This window comes from Brevibacillus sp. NL20B1, assembly GCF_018195675.1.
Taxonomy (GTDB): domain Bacteria; phylum Bacillota; class Bacilli; order Brevibacillales; family Brevibacillaceae; genus Brevibacillus; species Brevibacillus aydinogluensis.
The window spans coordinates 26,884-43,467 of record NZ_JAGTPT010000013.1; the positions used below are offsets into that span (position 1 = coordinate 26,884).

16 protein-coding genes are annotated in these 16,584 nt (G+C 58.1%); 15 read left to right on the top strand and 1 reads right to left on the bottom strand.

The window, feature by feature from the left end:
• The first annotated feature begins 49 nt into the window (after positions 1-49).
• The 10 genes from KDN35_RS10670 to sat all read left to right on the top strand — a co-directional run bounded on the left by KDN35_RS10670 (position 50) and on the right by sat (position 9,829).
• On the top strand, positions 50-268 hold the full coding sequence (locus KDN35_RS10670) for a hypothetical protein (protein WP_171566670.1): 219 nt from the start codon (positions 50-52) through the stop codon (positions 266-268).
• An 83-nt stretch (positions 269-351) separates the two neighbouring features.
• On the top strand, positions 352-1,458 hold the full coding sequence (mqnC, locus tag KDN35_RS10675) for a cyclic dehypoxanthinyl futalosine synthase (RefSeq protein WP_171566669.1): 1,107 nt from the start codon (positions 352-354) through the stop codon (positions 1,456-1,458).
• A 144-nt stretch (positions 1,459-1,602) separates the two neighbouring features.
• On the top strand, positions 1,603-2,523 hold the full coding sequence (gene ytxC, locus KDN35_RS10680; RefSeq protein WP_171566668.1) for a putative sporulation protein YtxC: 921 nt from the start codon (positions 1,603-1,605) through the stop codon (positions 2,521-2,523).
• A 366-nt stretch (positions 2,524-2,889) separates the two neighbouring features.
• The gene (thrS, locus tag KDN35_RS10685; protein WP_212132696.1) at positions 2,890-4,803 is read left to right on the top strand and encodes a threonine--tRNA ligase; all 1,914 of its coding nucleotides are present in this window, start codon (positions 2,890-2,892) and stop codon (positions 4,801-4,803) included.
• A 272-nt stretch (positions 4,804-5,075) separates the two neighbouring features.
• A complete protein-coding gene (gene moaA, locus KDN35_RS10690) occupies positions 5,076-6,095 on the top strand; it encodes a GTP 3',8-cyclase MoaA (protein ID WP_212132697.1) in 1,020 nt (339 codons plus the stop codon).
• Between the two features lie 252 nt (positions 6,096-6,347).
• Positions 6,348-6,875, top strand: a complete 528-nt coding sequence (gene infC, locus KDN35_RS10695) for a translation initiation factor IF-3 (protein WP_171566665.1) — start codon at positions 6,348-6,350, stop codon at positions 6,873-6,875.
• 29 nt (positions 6,876-6,904) lie between these two features.
• A complete protein-coding gene (gene rpmI / locus KDN35_RS10700; RefSeq protein ID WP_171566664.1) occupies positions 6,905-7,102 on the top strand; it encodes a 50S ribosomal protein L35 in 198 nt (65 codons plus the stop codon).
• A gap of 97 nt (positions 7,103-7,199) precedes the next feature.
• Positions 7,200-7,559: a 50S ribosomal protein L20 gene (rplT, locus tag KDN35_RS10705; protein ID WP_171566663.1), complete on the top strand. Its 360-nt coding sequence runs from the start codon at positions 7,200-7,202 to the stop codon at positions 7,557-7,559.
• 381 nt (positions 7,560-7,940) lie between these two features.
• Entirely contained in the window at positions 7,941-8,642 is a 702-nt protein-coding gene (locus tag KDN35_RS10710) for a phosphoadenylyl-sulfate reductase (protein ID WP_212132698.1), read from the top strand.
• A 20-nt stretch (positions 8,643-8,662) separates the two neighbouring features.
• The gene (sat, locus tag KDN35_RS10715) at positions 8,663-9,829 is read left to right on the top strand and encodes a sulfate adenylyltransferase (protein ID WP_212132699.1); all 1,167 of its coding nucleotides are present in this window, start codon (positions 8,663-8,665) and stop codon (positions 9,827-9,829) included.
• 250 nt (positions 9,830-10,079) lie between these two features.
• On the opposite strand, the gene KDN35_RS20085 is transcribed toward sat, so the two are convergent.
• Complete coding sequence (locus tag KDN35_RS20085; protein WP_283092138.1) at positions 10,080-10,211, bottom strand: hypothetical protein; 132 nt, start codon at positions 10,209-10,211, stop codon at positions 10,080-10,082.
• Positions 10,212-10,462: 251 nt separating this feature from the next.
• Here KDN35_RS20085 and ilvB point away from each other — a divergent pair, with 251 nt between their 5' ends.
• The 5 genes from ilvB (at position 10,463) to leuB (ending at position 16,575) form a co-directional block, all read left to right on the top strand.
• Positions 10,463-12,199: a biosynthetic-type acetolactate synthase large subunit gene (gene ilvB, locus KDN35_RS10720; RefSeq protein WP_212132700.1), complete on the top strand. Its 1,737-nt coding sequence runs from the start codon at positions 10,463-10,465 to the stop codon at positions 12,197-12,199.
• Positions 12,200-12,694, top strand: coding sequence for an acetolactate synthase small subunit (gene ilvN, locus KDN35_RS10725; protein ID WP_171566659.1), 495 nt, complete (start codon positions 12,200-12,202; stop codon positions 12,692-12,694).
• A 61-nt stretch (positions 12,695-12,755) separates the two neighbouring features.
• Entirely contained in the window at positions 12,756-13,778 is a 1,023-nt protein-coding gene (ilvC, locus tag KDN35_RS10730) for a ketol-acid reductoisomerase (protein WP_171566658.1), read from the top strand.
• Between the two features lie 59 nt (positions 13,779-13,837).
• Positions 13,838-15,370 carry a 2-isopropylmalate synthase gene (locus KDN35_RS10735; protein WP_171566657.1) on the top strand — a complete coding sequence of 511 codons (1,533 nt, stop codon included), beginning with the start codon at positions 13,838-13,840 and terminating at the stop codon, positions 15,368-15,370.
• 110 nt (positions 15,371-15,480) lie between these two features.
• The gene (leuB, locus tag KDN35_RS10740; RefSeq protein ID WP_171566656.1) at positions 15,481-16,575 is read left to right on the top strand and encodes a 3-isopropylmalate dehydrogenase; all 1,095 of its coding nucleotides are present in this window, start codon (positions 15,481-15,483) and stop codon (positions 16,573-16,575) included.
• Positions 16,576-16,584: the final 9 nt, after the last annotated feature.

Genomic DNA, 16,584 nt, shown 5'->3' on the forward strand with positions numbered 1-16,584 from the left:
AGATTGTCCACTACTATAGAGGTGCAGTCCATACAACGGGAGGTACCGGATGAAAACGCTGGGATCGGGGAAAGTCATCTTCTATGCACCGGACGGGACAACCCTGGAGCTGAAAGGGGAAATCGACGTTCGCGGGGACCGTGTGGCCGTCACGGAGATTATCTATTTCAACGGAAGGCCAAACGGCGCGCGGGAAACGAATCTGCCGCTCGCCCAGACTGTCATTTACTGGGAGCCGGAAGTGTACGAGGAAATCGGTTTTGAATAGCGTTGGCGCAACCTTGCCAATAGGCAGGGTTGTTTTTTTGTGTTACGATGAATCGTGGACGCAGTATAGAAGGAGTGATTCTTTTGATCGATAAGATTTTGGAGCGGGCGCTCGCCGGTGAACGCCTCGGTCTGGAAGACGGCCTCACCCTGTTTGCGAGTGACGAGATCGAGAAAATGGGCCACTACGCCGACCTGGTCATGAAGAAGTGGCATCCGGAGCCGATCACCACGTTTGTCATCGGGCGCAATATCAACTACAGCAATGTGTGCGACACCTACTGCCGGTTCTGCGCCTTTTACCGCCCTCCGGGTTCCCCGGAAGGATACGTGCTGCCCAACGAAGTCATCTACCAAAAAATTCAGGAGACGGTGGATGTAGGCGGCACGGAAATCCTGATGCAGGGCGGCACCAACCCGGACCTGCCGTTTGAGTACTACCTGGATCTGCTGCGAAACATCAAGCAGCGCTTCCCGCAAATCACGATGCACTCGTTTTCCACTGCGGAAGTGCAAAAAATGGCGCAGGTGTCCGGTCTGCCTGTGGAGGAAGTGCTGAAGAAGTTGAAGGAAGCCGGGCTCGATTCGCTGCCGGGCGCGGGCGGGGAGATCCTGGACGACCGCACGCGGCGCAAGATTTCCCGCCTCAAGGGTTCCTGGAAAGACTGGATCGAGACGCAAAAGGCGGCTCACCGCGTCGGCCTGCCGGGGACGGCGACGATGGTGATCGGCTTTGGCGAGGAGATGGAAGAACGCGTGCTGTCGCTGATGCGCATCCGCGAGGCGCAGGACGAGACCAAGGGCTTCACGGCCTTTATCGTCTGGACGTTCCAGCCGGAGAACACCAACATGAAGGCGGTCAACAACACCCCGGAGGAATACCTGAAAACGCTGGCGATCAGCCGCCTGATGCTGGACAACATCGCAAACTTTCAGTCGTCCTGGGTGACAATGGGACCGGAGATCGGCAAGCTGTCGCTCTCTTACGGCTGCAACGACTTCGGCTCGACGATGATGGAGGAGAACGTCGTCTCCGCTGCCGCATGCACCTACAAGGTGAACACCAACCTGATCCTGAAACTCATCCGCGAAGCGGGCAAAATCCCCGCGCAGCGCAATACCCGCTATGAAATCCTGCGCATCTTCCGCGAAGGCGAGATGGCGGAACACGACTTTGTCATGCAGAATTGACCGATCCGACACAAACAAACACGGAGCCGCGACGGCTTCGTGTTTGTTTTATGCAAGCGGCTTCCCCTGTTTCCATCCGTTTAAAAGTATATCGCCCCAGGTGGGACATATACTGTAACTACACTGCGGATGGGGGGGATGGATATGCAGCGTTTTGCCGTCTGGCTGGAAAATGTCCCTGCACATTGTGACGCGTTTCGCTCCATCGTGTCCGAGCTGAAGAAGCGGGTCAACATGGAGCCGGTGCGCATTACATACAGGGAACAGGAGCAGGGCGACTACCGTTTGTTCCTCTTTCAGAGCACGTCTACCGAGGAGTACAACGCGGAGACGATTGAGTGGGCCCGTGCGTTTGTTTCCCTGGCAGTGGCTGAATGGATTCTCCGGGTCAAGGAACCGGAAGTGCTGGAGGAAATCGCCGCCGACTTGCTCGCAGCGGAAGCTCTGGAAGAGGAGTGGCCGTTGATCCTTCCGTATGTGCAGCGGATTTGTCAAGACCAGCAAGAAGGCGACACGGACCTGCTCCATGCCACCGCCCGCAAGGCAGCCGTCTACCGCAAAGTATTCGCTTATTTGGAAGAGGAGCGGGAGCTGAATGTACTCGGCTTCGTCCGTTTCCGTCTGCAAGATCATTGGAACGAACTGTTTGAACTGGTGGAAACCGGCCTGGACGATTATCTGGAAGACAAGCAGTACCAGGAATTTGTCGAGCTGCTGCGGTACTATATCGCCGCGCAGGAGACCAAACAGGAAGTGGTTCACGTCGTTCCTAGTGTAGACAAACCGTTCCTGCTCTATGACAAACACGGCACACGGCTGCGGCTGGACCAGCTCGATGCCATATTCAGCATTGGCGAGCAGAACAGCCGCGAAGAAGACTACCTGGTGAGCGCGCTGGTAACGCTCGCTCCAGAGCGCATCGTGATGCATCTGGCGCAGGACAGGCCCGCACTGCTCCAGACCGTCCGCAGCATCTTTGACGGCAAGGTGATGTCGTGCCATTCCTGTCCGCTCTGCCTGGCGGGCAGACGTGCACTTGACGGACACAAGCCGACTCCTCTATAATGACAGACAACAACTGCAGATGTGTTGAAATACGATGAGAAGGACATGGACGATATCCACGTCGCTGCAGAGAGGCGGGCCGCTGGCTGGAAGCCCGCTGCGAACGCGTATCGCTCTACCCCCTTCGAGTAGCGGCCGGGAACAAAGCTACGCGCTTTCAGTATCGGCACGCCGGGCATACCGTTATGGCAAGGAAGGATTCGGCTTTCGTCCGATTGGTCGGGAGGATGTCCCGACGGCAATTGTCAAGCCGAATCAAATGAGGGTGGTACCACGGGTAAGAAACACTCGTCCCTTTGGGGATGGGTGTTTTTATTTTTTCCAAATCCATTATTTATTATTTTACGCAGAAAGGACGTATGGATCGTGGCACAAGTCAACATTACGTTCCCGGATGGGGCCGTACGCCAATACGAATCCGGCATCACCATCGAGGACATCGCGGGCTCCATCAGCACGAGCCTGAAGAAAAAGGCCGTCGCCGGCAAGCTGAACGGCAAGGTGGTGGATTTGTACACGCCGGTGCAAGACGACGCGGCGATCGAGATCGTGACGCTGGACAGCCCGGAAGGTTTGGAAGTGTATCGCCACAGCACCGCCCACCTGCTGGCACAGGCCGTCAAGCGCCTCTACGGAAAAGAGGTGAAGCTGGGGATCGGTCCCGTCATTGAAGACGGCTTCTATTACGACATGGACATTCCGGTAACGCTCACCCCTGACGATCTGGGCAAAATTGAAGCCGAGATGGAAAAGATCATCAAGGAAGACCTGCCGATTCGCCGCAAGGTGGTCAGCCGCGAAGAAGCGATTCAGATCTTTCAGGGAATCAACGACCATCTGAAACTGGAGCTGATCCGCGACCTGCCGGAAGACGCTGTGATCACCATCTACGAGCAGGGCGAGTTCTTCGACCTGTGCCGCGGGCCGCACCTGCCGTCCACCGGCTACATCAAGGCGTTCAAACTGATGAGCGTGGCTGGCGCGTACTGGCGCGGCAAAGCGGAAAACCAGGTGCTGCAGCGCGTCTACGGTACCGCGTGGCCGAAAAAGGCGGAGCTGGACGAATACCTGCATTTCATCGAAGAGGCGAAAAAGCGCGACCACCGCAAACTGGGCAAAGAGCTTGAGCTGTTCATGTTCTCCGAAGAGGCGCCGGGCATGCCGTTCTACCTGCCGAAGGGCTTTACTGTCCGCAACGAGCTGGAACAGTTCTCCCGTCGTTTGCAGCAGTTGGCCCATTACACCGAGGTGCGTACGCCGTTTATCATGAACCAGCGCCTCTGGCTGCAATCCGGCCACTGGGAGCACTACCACGAGAACATGTACTTCTCTGAGGTGGACAACACCACCTACGCCCTGAAGCCGATGAACTGTCCAGGCCACATGCTGATTTACAAAAACAAGATTCACTCCTACCGCGATCTGCCGATCCGCTACTCCGAATTCGGTCAGGTGCATCGCCACGAGTTTTCCGGTGCGCTGAACGGGATGCTGCGGGTGCGGACGTTCTGCCAGGACGACGCGCACGTCTTCGTTCGTCCGGATCAGATCGAGAGCGAGATCAAAAGCATGATCCAGCTGATCGACCGCATCTACAAGGTGTTCGGCTTCGAGTACAGCGTGGCGCTCTCCACCCGTCCGGAGGATTCGATGGGCTCCGACGAACTGTGGGAGATCGCGGAAAGCTCGCTGAAAAAAGTGCTGGAGGAGTCCGGCATGCCGTACGAGATCAAGGAAGGGGACGGCGCGTTCTACGGACCGAAGATCGACTTCCAGATCACCGACGCGCTGAAACGTCGCCATCAGTGCGGCACCATCCAGCTTGACTTCCAGATGCCGGAGAAGTTTGACCTGTCTTACATCGGCCAGGACAACGAGAAGCACCGTCCGGTCGTGCTGCACCGCGCCATGTACGGTTCCATGGAGCGCTTCATCGGCATCCTGATCGAGCACTACGCGGGTGCGTTCCCGACCTGGCTGTCGCCGGTACAGGTGCGGTTGATGACGATCAGTGACGCGCACGTGCCGTACGCCGAAGAGGTGCTCGCGAAAATGGAACAGGCCGGCATCCGCGTGGAACTGGACGCCCGCAACGAAAAAATCGGCTACAAAATCCGCGAGGCCCAGGTGCAAAAGATTCCGTACATGCTGGTCATCGGGGAAAAAGAAGTGGCGGAGGGCACCCTGTCCGTCCGCAAACGCGGCGTAGGCGACGAAGGGGCGCTTCCGGTGGATGAGTTCATCGCCAAAATCAAACAGGAAATCAGCGAGATGAAGTAAGCTGCTGCAAAAGGGCCGTTCCCGATTGGGACGGCCCTCAGCGTGTAGATAAAGTCCGTTGCGCATGGGTGATAGCACCCGCTCGCTCTCTTGATCCATGCCTCGTACGTTTTCTCCACCTTCGGTTGATCAATGCGCAGGCCTTTTTGCCTGGAAACGATGAAAGACCGTTTCTTTGCGGACACTCAATATCCGCGTCACACTTCTGCCATTGTTCCGGCTTGATCTTGGCAGGCTGCAGGTCTAGTATGGAATCAGGAGAGTGATCCGATATGCCTGAACAAGTATTGGATGCACGCAAACGTCCTCTCCGAGACTTGCGAATTTCTGTGACGGACAGGTGCAATTTTCGCTGTCGATACTGCATGCCAGCCGAAATTTTCGGCACGGATTACCCGTTTTTGCCGCGGCACAAGCTGTTGACGTTCGAAGAAATTACGCGCCTCGTCGGAATTTTCACATCGCTTGGAGTGGAAAAAATCCGCATCACCGGCGGGGAACCGCTGATGCGAAGAGACCTGCCCGAACTGATACGGATGATTCGCCAGGTGGAAGGCGTGCGCGACATCGCCATGACCACCAATGGTTCGCTTTTGGCCAAACATGCCAAGGCGCTGAAGCAGGCGGGATTGGACAGAGTGACCGTCAGCCTGGACAGCCTGGATGACGAGCGGTTCGGCCGGATCAACGACAGAGGATATCGGGTGCAGGACATCCTGCGCGGCATTGATGCGGCGGCTGAAACCGGCATGCTGGTCAAGATCAACATGGTCGTGCAGCGCGGCGTCAACGACCAGGACATCCTGCCGATGGCTCGTTATTTCCGCGAAAAAGGGCACATCCTGCGCTTCATTGAGTTCATGGATGTGGGCAACAGCAACGGCTGGAAACTAGATCAGGTAGTACCCTCCAGCGAAATTGTGCAGATGATCCACAAGGAGATGCCGCTTATGCCAATTGAGCCCAATTACTTTGGAGAAGTGGCTTCGCGCTACCGGTATGCAGGGACGAATCAAGAGATCGGCTTCATCTCCTCCGTTACGCAGGCCTTCTGTTCCACCTGCACGCGCGCCCGGCTGTCGGCGGAAGGGAAAATGTACAACTGCCTGTTCGCCTCGTCCGGGGAAGATTTGCGCGGCCCGCTGCGGGAGGGAAAAAGCGACGAAGAGATTCGGGAGCTCATTCAATCGATCTGGGTCCGCCGCGACGACCGTTACTCGGAGCAGCGGCTGAAGCAGACGCCGGGCCTGTCCCATCGGCCCAAGGTGGAGATGTCGCACATCGGCGGGTGACTTTGGAGGCCCAAAGTCATGAAATCCTTGACAGGACAAAATCTGCACGGTATCATAATGTTCAGTGCAAAACTTCATTCTTCGAGAAACAAGCAGAAGCGCCCAGCTTCTCACCTGGTTCGACGTCTTCCTGACTGTTGACAGGTCACTCTTACGCAATAGCAAACTGTGGATCTGTTGAATTTGCTAGGTGAGATATGTGCGGGCGCGTCAGCGTTCGCACATTTTTGTTCCTTCTCGAAATTGACGGAGGTGGCAAGTATTAGCAAGGATCAACTGTTAGTCAACGAAGCGATTCGTGCCCGTGAAGTCCGCTTGATCGGACCGGACGGAAACCAGTTGGGTGTCGTGCCCCTCAGGGAAGCGCTGCGCATTGCGCAAGAAGCTGATTTGGATCTGGTGAACGTCGCTCCTACAGCCAAGCCGCCTGTTTGCCGGATCATGGACTACGGCAAGTACAAGTACGAACAGGCGAAAAAGGAAAAGGAAGCGCGCCGCAACCAGAAGATCATCGAACTGAAGGAAGTGCGCTTCTCTTCCAACATTGAGGAACACGATTTTCAGACGAAGCTTCGCAACGTCCGCAAGTTTTTGGAGGACCATCACAAGGTGAAGTGCTCCATTCGTTTCCGCGGACGTGAAATCACCCACGCCGAAATCGGTCAACAGGTCCTGGAGCGTGTCGCATCCCTTTGCGAGGACATCGCTGTCGCAGAGCGTAAGCCGAAGATCGAAGGACGCAGCATGATCATGATTCTGGCGCCGAAATCGGATAAGTAATCAGCGTTTAGGACAGGAGGATTTCTACCATGCCGAAAATGAAAACCCATAAAGGCGCAGCGAAGCGCTTCAAAAAAACCGGTAGCGGAAAACTGAAGCGTGACCACGCCTACACCAGCCACTTGTTCGCCAACAAATCCACCAAGGCAAAACGCCATCTGCGCAAAAGCTCTCTGGTGTCCAAAGGCGACCAAAAACGTATCGAACAACTCGTTACGTACCTGTAAGATTGTTTCGCACTACCATACACTATTACGCAGCATGCGCTCCCTAAGCGCCTCGTAAGCGGGGCCGCCATGCTGGAATGACCAGGAGGAATTACGTATGCCAAGAGTAAAAGGTGGCATTGTTACACGCCGTCGTCACAAGAAAATCCTGAAACTGGCGAAAGGATACTTCGGTTCCAAACACCGCCTGTTTAAGACTGCAAATGCGCAGGTAATGAAATCCCTGCTGTATGCATATCGTGACCGCCGTCAGAAAAAGCGCGACTTCCGCAAACTGTGGATCACCCGTATCAACGCGCAAGCTCGCCTGAACGGTCTGTCCTACAGCCGTCTGATGCACGGGCTGAAGGTAGCCGGCGTGGAAGTAAACCGCAAAATGCTGGCTGACCTGGCGGTTAACGACAAGGCTGCATTCAACGACCTGGCAGCACTGGCTAAAAGCAAACTGAACGCGTAAGCTGTTTTGCTGCGCACGACAAAGCATCCGAGCAATCGGGTGCTTTTTTTATGCGCTGATCGCGCTGGAGATGCGGCCTGCGACCTGGGGCCCGGAGTCTGGGGGCATTGGTCGTGATTGGGCCTATATTCCCAAAAACCATACAAGCGATTTTTTCAGCCAACGGTGGGGATCAAGGGAATTTTACACACAAATACGGACTTGATCGCTGCAGAGGGACGGCTCAGTACAACCAGTGAACCTCCTGGCTGGCAGGCTCAAGGGAGGTCTACTTCTTTTTTTGCGTCAAAGCAACGACAATCGCCACCGTGGACGAATCTCCACTTGCCTCGGCGGCTCATATGATGTTGGGGTAACGCCTAGCAAGAAGGGAGAATCAGCATGAACCATCGCCGCAGGATAAGGGATGACGAGTTGAATCTGACAGCCAGCCGGTTGGAGAACATGCGGCCTGAGGACGCACTGGCGTGGGCGGTCGAACAGTTTGGCGACCGCGTGGCGCTGGCTTCCAGCTTCGGCGCGGAGGACGTGGTGTTGATCGACATGCTGCACAAGCTGGCACCCGCCACTCCCGTGTTTTACCTGGATACCGGACTTCACTTTGCAGAAACCTACGGTGTCCGCGACCGTCTCCGGGAACGGTACGGGATCGAGTTTATCCGCGTGCTGCCCAAGCTGACGCTGGTTGAACAGGCGGAACAATACGGCGACAACCTGTGGGAGAGGGAGCCCAATCTCTGCTGCCAACTGCGCAAGGTGGAACCGCTGGGTGATTTTCTCGCCGGGTATGACGCCTGGATCACCGGGATTCGCCGGCAGCAGGCGCCGACGCGGGCCGGTGCGAAAAAGGCGGAGTGGGACGAAAAGTTTCAGTTGGTCAAGGTCAATCCCCTCGCCGATTGGAGCCACGAACAGGTTTGGCAGTACATCCGGGAGCACGACGTGCCGTACAACCCGCTGCACGACCGGAATTATCCCAGCATCGGCTGCCGTGTCTGCACGCGGCCTGTTCGCCCGGGAGAAGACCTGCGTGCCGGCCGCTGGTCGGGCTTCGCCAAGACTGAGTGCGGGCTGCACAAATGAATGTCAAGGGAGGAATGAGCATGAGCCATACGATCCTGCCGCACGGCGGTACGCTGGTCAATCGGCTCGCGGAAAATGCCTGTCAGGATGGCGTTGACGAGCGGCTGCGAAGCGTGACGGTCGACCGCTGGACGTTGTCCGATCTCGATTGTCTGGCGATCGGGGCGTTTTCTCCGCTGACCGGGTTTCTGGGGGAGCGCGATTACGACGCCGTCGTGGAGACGATGAGATTGGCCGACGGGACGGTTTGGCCGCTGCCGGTTACGCTTGCCGTGAATGAGACGGAATACGCGGATGTGCGGGAGGGTGAGCGCCTGCTCTTGCGCGGAGAAGACGGAAAGGCATACGCCGTGCTCACCGTCGAAAGCCGGTATCGTCCAGACAAACGGCGGGAGGCGAGGCTCGTCTTTGGCACCGAAGACCCGTCCCATCCCGGCGTAAGCAAGCTCTTTGCCAAGCCCGCCCTCTATCTGGGCGGTCCCATCGAGCTAATGCAGCGGCCGATCCCCCGGCAGTTTGCCGCCTATTACTGCACGCCGGCAGAGACGCGGGCTGCGTTCAAGGAAAGAGGCTGGAAGACTGTCGTTGGGTTTCAGACGCGCAATCCGATCCACCGGGCGCATGAGTACATTCAGAAAACGGCGCTGGAAATCGTCGACGGGTTGTTCCTCAATCCGCTCATGGGCGAAACGAAGGCGGACGACGTGCCGGCCGCCGTACGCATGGAAAGTTATCTGGTGCTGCTCCGCCATTATTACCCCCCGGAACGCGTCTTCCTCGCTGCCTTTCCCGCCGCGATGCGCTACGCCGGTCCGCGGGAAGCGGTGTTCCACGCGCTCGTGCGCAAAAATTACGGCTGCACCCATTTTATCGTCGGCCGCGATCATGCTGGCGTGGGCAACTTTTACGGAACCTACGACGCCCAGCGCATTTTCTCCGCATTTTCGCCGGGTGAGTTGGGCATCCAGCCGCTCTTTTTTGAACACAGCTTTTACTGCACGGCCTGCCAGGGGATGGCCACAGCCAAGACCTGCCCGCACGGAGCGGAATGGCACGTGGCCCTGTCCGGGACCAAGGTGCGGCAAATGCTGAAGAGCGGGCAGACGCCACCGCCCGAGATTACCCGGCCCGAGGTGGCCCAGGTGCTGATCGCCGGGCTGGCTGAAGCAGGCTGCGCCAAATCGTGACGGAGGAGAAAACCAATCTTCTGAGGCAGCGGGTCCGGGGATTTTCCCGGGCTTTTTTCTTCGTCCTGCTTTAGGTCTATGCCGGGCAGAAAAGCAGGGACAGAAAGCGATTTTCATGTATCCGCTTACACGTAAAAACCGCGCCGTTTCGCGGTTTTTGACTGAACATTCGTTCGGACAAAAGTCTGGAAAAATGTTTTTGATCTCGTTGACACCCCTTGGGCGCGTGACTATAATCAGACATAACACTTTATTTTCTGACAACTTCAAAATTGGCAATATTGGTATAATCACAGGCTGTGACGAGGATGGTGCCCGCCTCTTCTTTTACAGAGAGCCCAGGGAGCTGAGAATGGGTAAAGAATGCGATCGCACTGCTCACCTCCGAGCCGTCTTGCCGAACGTTGCTCCTGTCCGTCAATCAGTAGGCAAGACCGGATGACACCCGTTAGCGTGTTGCAGTCGACGAAATGACTGGCTGAGATCGGCTGACCGTGAGGCGCCGATGAAGTTGGGTGGTACCGCGAACCCTTTCGCCCCAAGCAGACATGGAACCAGAACCGTGTCGGGGCGAAAGGGTTTTTCTATTAGCCAATAGGTTTTTTCAATATGGGGAGTGGAGGAGGAGAGAAAATGAGTGTTCAGATCGCCGAATTGCAGGGAAAAAGCGGCATGCCGCCGGTCCGGTTCGGTGAGAAGTTGACGGGAGCGGAGACGCTTCTGCGATGTCTCATCCTGGAGCAGGTGGAGTACATCTTTGGCTATCCGGGCGGTGCGGTGCTGCCGATTTACGACTCCCTGTACGGCAGCTACTTCAAGCACATCCTGACCCGTCACGAGCAGGGCGCGATTCACGCCGCCGACGGGTATGCGCGGGCGACCGGAAAGCCGGGCGTCGTCATCGCCACCTCTGGCCCGGGGGCGACCAACCTGGTGACCGGCATCGCCACCGCGCAGATGGATTCCGTGCCGCTGGTCTGCATCACCGGCAACGTGGCCCAGAACCTGATCGGCACCGACGCCTTCCAGGAGGCCAACATCACGGGGATCACGATTCCGATTACCAAGCACAGCTACTTCGTTCGCGACGTCCGCGACCTGCCGCGCATCGTCAAAGAGGCGTTCCACATCGCCACGACGGGGCGGCCCGGACCGGTCCTGATCGACATCCCCAAGGATGTGAGCAACGCCAAGGCGCCGTTCAGCTATCCGGAAACTGTGGAAATTCGCGGCTACCAGGCATCTCAGGTGCCGAGCGATGAGGACGTGCAGGCGTTCGTCGCGGCGATCCGGGAAGCGAAGCGTCCGGTCATTCTCGCCGGCGGCGGGATCATATCGGCGGGGGCCGACCGGGAACTGCTCGCTTTCGCGGAAAAGACGCGGATTCCGGTGATCAACACCTTCATGGGACTGGGCGGTTTCCCTGGCGTACACGAATTGGCGCTGGGCATGCCGGGGATGCACGGCAGTTACACCGCCAACCAGGCGCTGCTCAACGCAGACTGTGTGATTGGCCTCGGCGCCCGCTTTGACGACCGGATCACGATGGGACGCACCAGAGAGTTTGCCCCCAAGGCCCGGATCGTCCACGTCGACATCGACCCGGCGGAATTGGGCAAAAACGTAGCCACCGCCGTCAAGGTGGCAGGCGACGTGAAGAGCACGCTGCAAAAGGCGCTGCCGCTCGTCACCGCGTGCGACTCGGAAGCCTGGATCGCCCAGTTGAAACAGTGGCAGGAGCAGCATCCGTACCGCTACAAGCGCGACGAGCAGGTGCTGAAGCCGCAGGCAGTCATCGAGCTCTTGTACCGCACCACCAACGGGGAAGCGATCGTCACCACAGACGTCGGTCAGCACCAGATGTGGGTGGCGCAGTACTACAAGTTCAAGCACGCCCGTTCGCTTATCTCCTCCGGCGGCCTTGGCACGATGGGATTCGGTTTCCCGGCGGCGATCGGGGCGCAAATCGCCCACCCGGACCGCACTGTGATCGCGGTGGTGGGAGACGGCGGTTTCCAGATGACCAGTCAGGAGCTGGCGATTCTCGCCCAGTACAACACGCCGGTCAAGGTGGCAATCATCAACAACCAGTGCCTCGGCATGGTGCGTCAGTGGCAGCAGCTGTTCTACGACAACCGCTACAGCCAGATTGACCTGACCCACAGCCCCGACTTCGTCAAGCTGGCGGAAGCGTACGGCGTCAAAGGACTGAGGGCAACCACGCCGCAAGAGGCGGAAGATGTCTGGGCGGAGGCGCTCCGGCATGACGGTCCGGTGGTCGTGGACTTCCGGGTGGCCCAGGAGGAAAACGTCTACCCGATGGTGGCAGCGGGTAACACATTAGATCAAATGGTATTGGGGGACGAATAGATGCAGCGACATACGATTGCGGTACTCGTCAACGATTACCCCGGCGTGTTAATGCGCGTCGCCAATCTGTTTGGTCAGCGCGGCTTCAACATCGACAGCATTACGGTGGGCGCCAGCGAAGAGCCGGGTCTCTCCCGGATGATCATCACCACCGGGGGTGACGAACAGAAAATTGAGCAGTTGATGAAACAGTTGTCCAAACTGATCGACGTGATCTCGGTGACCAACCTGAGCGAGAATCCGTTCGTGTCGCGGGAACTGGCGCTGATCAAGGTGAGCGCCACGCCGAGCCAGCTTGCGGAGCTGAACGGGATCGTCGAACCGTTCCGGGCGACGATCGTCGATGTCGGCCCCACCTCGCTGATTGTGCAGGTGACCGGAGATACCGAGAAAATCGATGCACTGCTGGTGCTCCTGCAGAACTACGGCGTCGTCGAACTGACGCGAACCGGCACGCTCGCGATGGCGCGCAGTGTGGTGCCGGCCACCGTGTAAGCAGCAGCAGTCAAATTCAGAATAGTGATTCCATCTAAAAATTTTTAAGGAGGATAAACAAATGGTAAACATGTACTACGAAGCAGACGTAAATAAAGAGGCATTGCGAGGCAAGACCATCGCCATCATCGGCTACGGCAGCCAAGGGCACGCACAGGCGCAGAACCTGCGTGACAGCGGCTATCAGGTAATCGTCGGCCTGCGTCCGGGCAAGTCCTGGGAACAGGCGGTTAAGGACGGCTTCCAGGTGGTAACCGTTGCTGAAGCAGCCAGCCGCGCCGACGTGGTGCAAATCCTCATGCCGGACGAACGCCAGGCTCAGGTGTATCGCGACGAAATCGCACCCAACCTGAAAGCTGGAGCTACGCTCTGCTTCTCCCATGGCTTTAACATCCACTTTGGCCAGATCGTGCCGCCGGCCGATGTTGACGTAATCATGGTGGCGCCGAAGAGCCCGGGTCACCTCGTGCGCCGCGTCTTCCAGGAAGGCTTTGGCGTGCCGGGCCTGATCGCTGTCTATCAGGATGCGTCGGGCAGGGCAAAAGAGACGGCGCTGGCCTACGCGAGCGGCATCGGCTGCACCAAAGCAGGCGTCATCGAAACGACTTTCCGCGAAGAGACCGAAACCGACCTGTTCGGGGAGCAGGCAGTACTCTGCGGTGGCGTGAGCGAGCTGGTGAAAGCTGGTTTTGACACCCTGGTGGAAGCAGGCTACAAGCCGGAGATCGCCTACTTTGAATGTCTGCACGAGCTGAAGCTGATCGTCGACCTGATGTACGAAGGCGGCCTCGCCCGCATGCGTTACTCCATCAGTGATACCGCCGAATACGGCGATTACAGCACCGGACGCCGCATCATCACGGAACAGACACGTCAGGAAATGAAAAAAGTGCTCGCCGAAATCCAGGATGGCACCTTTGCCCGCAACTGGATCCTGGAGAACCAGGCAAACCGTCCGGCATTCAACGCACGCCGCCGTCTGGAAGCGGAGCATGGTATCGAACAAGTAGGGGCGAAGCTGCGCAGCATGATGTCCTGGCTGAACAACGAGACAAAAAAAGAAGAAGCAAAGGTTGGTCAGTAACAGCCTGAAAAATGGCTGACAAAAGATTGAAATGGGAACCCAGTGGAGGTGGAGAGTTCATGCGGACCATAGAGATTTTTGATACAACATTGCGCGACGGGGAGCAGACTCCCGGTGTCAACATCAGCACGAACGAAAAGGTGGAGATCGCCCTGCAGCTGGAGAAGCTGGGCGTAACGAGAATCGAGGCGGGGTTTGCCGCTGCTTCCCCGGGCGATCAAAAGTCCGTGGCCGACGTGGCAAAGCGGGTGAAGAATTCCACCATCGTCAGCCTCGCCCGTGCCGTCAAGGACGACATGGATAAGGCGTACGAGGCGCTGCGCCACGCGCAGGATGCCTGCCTCCACGTCTTTATCGCAACTTCGCCGATCCATCGCCAGTACAAACTGCGGATGAGCAAGGAGCAGGTGCTGGCGCGGGCGGTGGAGGCGGTTACCTACGCAAAGAAGTACTTCTCGCAGGTCCAGTTCTCCGCGGAGGACGCAGCCCGCACCGAAATTGACTTTTTGGCGGAAGTGGTGGAGGCAGTCATCAAGGCGGGCGCCACCACTGTCAACATCCCCGACACGGTCGGCTACATGACGCCGTACGAGTACGGCAACATCTTCCGCGAACTGCGCCGGCGCGTTCCCGGCATCGAAGGAGTCCGCTTGAGCTGTCACTGTCATGACGACCTCGGCATGGCCGTGGCCAACAGCCTGGCGGCGATCGAAGCGGGCGCGACCCAGGTGGAAGGCACGATCAACGGCATCGGCGAACGGGCGGGCAACGCGGCGTTGGAAGAAGTGGCACTGGCGTTGGAGACCCGCAAGGACTACTACCAGGCCACGACCAAGCTCAACCTGAAAGAGATTGCCCGCACCAGCCAGCTGGTCAGCCGTCTGACCGGGATGATCGTACCGGGCAACAAGGCGGTGGTAGGGGCCAACGCGTTTGCCCACGAGTCCGGCATTCACCAGGACGGCGTGCTGAAAGAGGCATCCACCTACGAAATCATCCGTCCCGAGACGGTCGGCTTCAAGTCGAACAAACTGGTGCTGGGCAAACACTCCGGCCGTCACGCCTTCAAGGAGAAACTGATGGAACTGGGCTACCATCTGGAACAGGAGGAAATCGACGCAGCGTTTGCTGCCTTTAAGGACTTGTGCGACAAGAAGAAAGAAGTCAGCGACGACGACATCCTTGCGCTGGTTGACGCCAAGATGGTTCGCGGAACAGAAATGTACCGGCTGGAGTCGGTGCAGCTCTCCTACGGCAACATCTCCCTGCCGACGGCAAGTGTCAGACTGGTGCGTGCCGACGGTACAGTGTGCGAGGAAGCGGCGTGCGGCAACGGTTCCGTCGACTCGATCTACAAGGCGATTGACCGGGCGACAGGCGAGGAAGTCACGCTGACGGACTACAAGATTCTTTCTGTCACGCACGGCAAGGACGCGCTCGGGGAAGTGTTTGTCCGCCTGCAGCAGGGAGACCTTACCGTTACCGGTCGCGGGGTCAGCACCGACGTGCTGGAGGCGAGCGCGATCGCGTATGTGCGGGCCGTCAACAAGATCCTGGAGCGCAAGAACACGCTGACAGTGGCCGCCAACTGACGAGGACGGCAGGATAGGATGGAAGAGAAACCAGGAACGTTCGGAAAAGAGTACGTACAGAACCACTATATATATAGAAACAACTATACACGGAAAAGCGGGATGAAACGATGAAGAAAACCTTTCGCATTGCCGTTCTGCCCGGGGATGGAATCGGACCGGAGATCATGGAGGAAGCAGTAAAGGTTCTCTCCCTCGTGGCGGAACGGGAAGGAGTTACATTTGAATTCAAGCACGGACGGATCGGCGGAATCGCCATCGACACGGACGGCACGCCGCTGCCGGAAGAGACGTTGAGGATCGCCAAGGAGGCGGACGCGGTGATGCTCGGCGCCGTGGGAGGTCCCAAGTGGGATCAGAATCCGGGCCATCTCCGTCCGGAGGCGGGGCTGCTCGGCATCCGCAAGGCGTTGGGGCTGTTCGCCAACATCCGTCCGGCGACGATGCACCCTTCGCTGGTGGAGGCCTCCTCGCTCAAACCGGAAGTAGTCTCCGGAGTCGATCTGATCGTTGTCCGGGAGCTGACCGGCGGCATTTACTTCGGCGAGAAAAAGCGCTATGACGGGCCCAATGGCGAAGTGGCGGAAGACCAGTGCATCTACCACGAAGCGGAAATCGAGCGCATCGTGCGCGTTGCCTTCGACATTGCCCGCAAGCGGCAGAAGCGCCTCGTCTCGGTCGACAAGGCCAACGTCCTGGAAAGCTCCCGCCTGTGGCGCAAGGTGACCGAACGAGTGGCAGCCGACTACCCTGATGTGGAACTGTCCCACATGCTGGTGGACGCCTGCGCGATGCAGCTCGTTCGCGCGCCCAAGCAGTTTGATGTGATCGTTACGGAAAACATGTTTGGCGACATCCTGAGCGATCAGGCAGCGATGCTGACCGGCTCGATCGGTATGCTGGCGTCGGCCAGCCTGGCGGAAGGCAGCTTTGGGCTGTACGAACCGGTTCACGGCTCGGCACCTGACATCGCCGGCCAAGGCATCGCCAATCCGCTGGCAACGATTCTCTCTGCGGCGATGATGCTGCGCCACTCATTCGGGATGGACGCGGCAGCGGACGCAGTGGAGCGTGCGGTCTGGTCGGTGTTGGAGGCGGGGCACCGGACCGGTGACATCGCTGCCGACCGCAGCCGGGCGATCGGTACGGCGGAGATGGGCAGACTGGTCCGCGAAGCTCTCCAAAGCCAGGCCATTTCCCGATAAGAGCAGAGT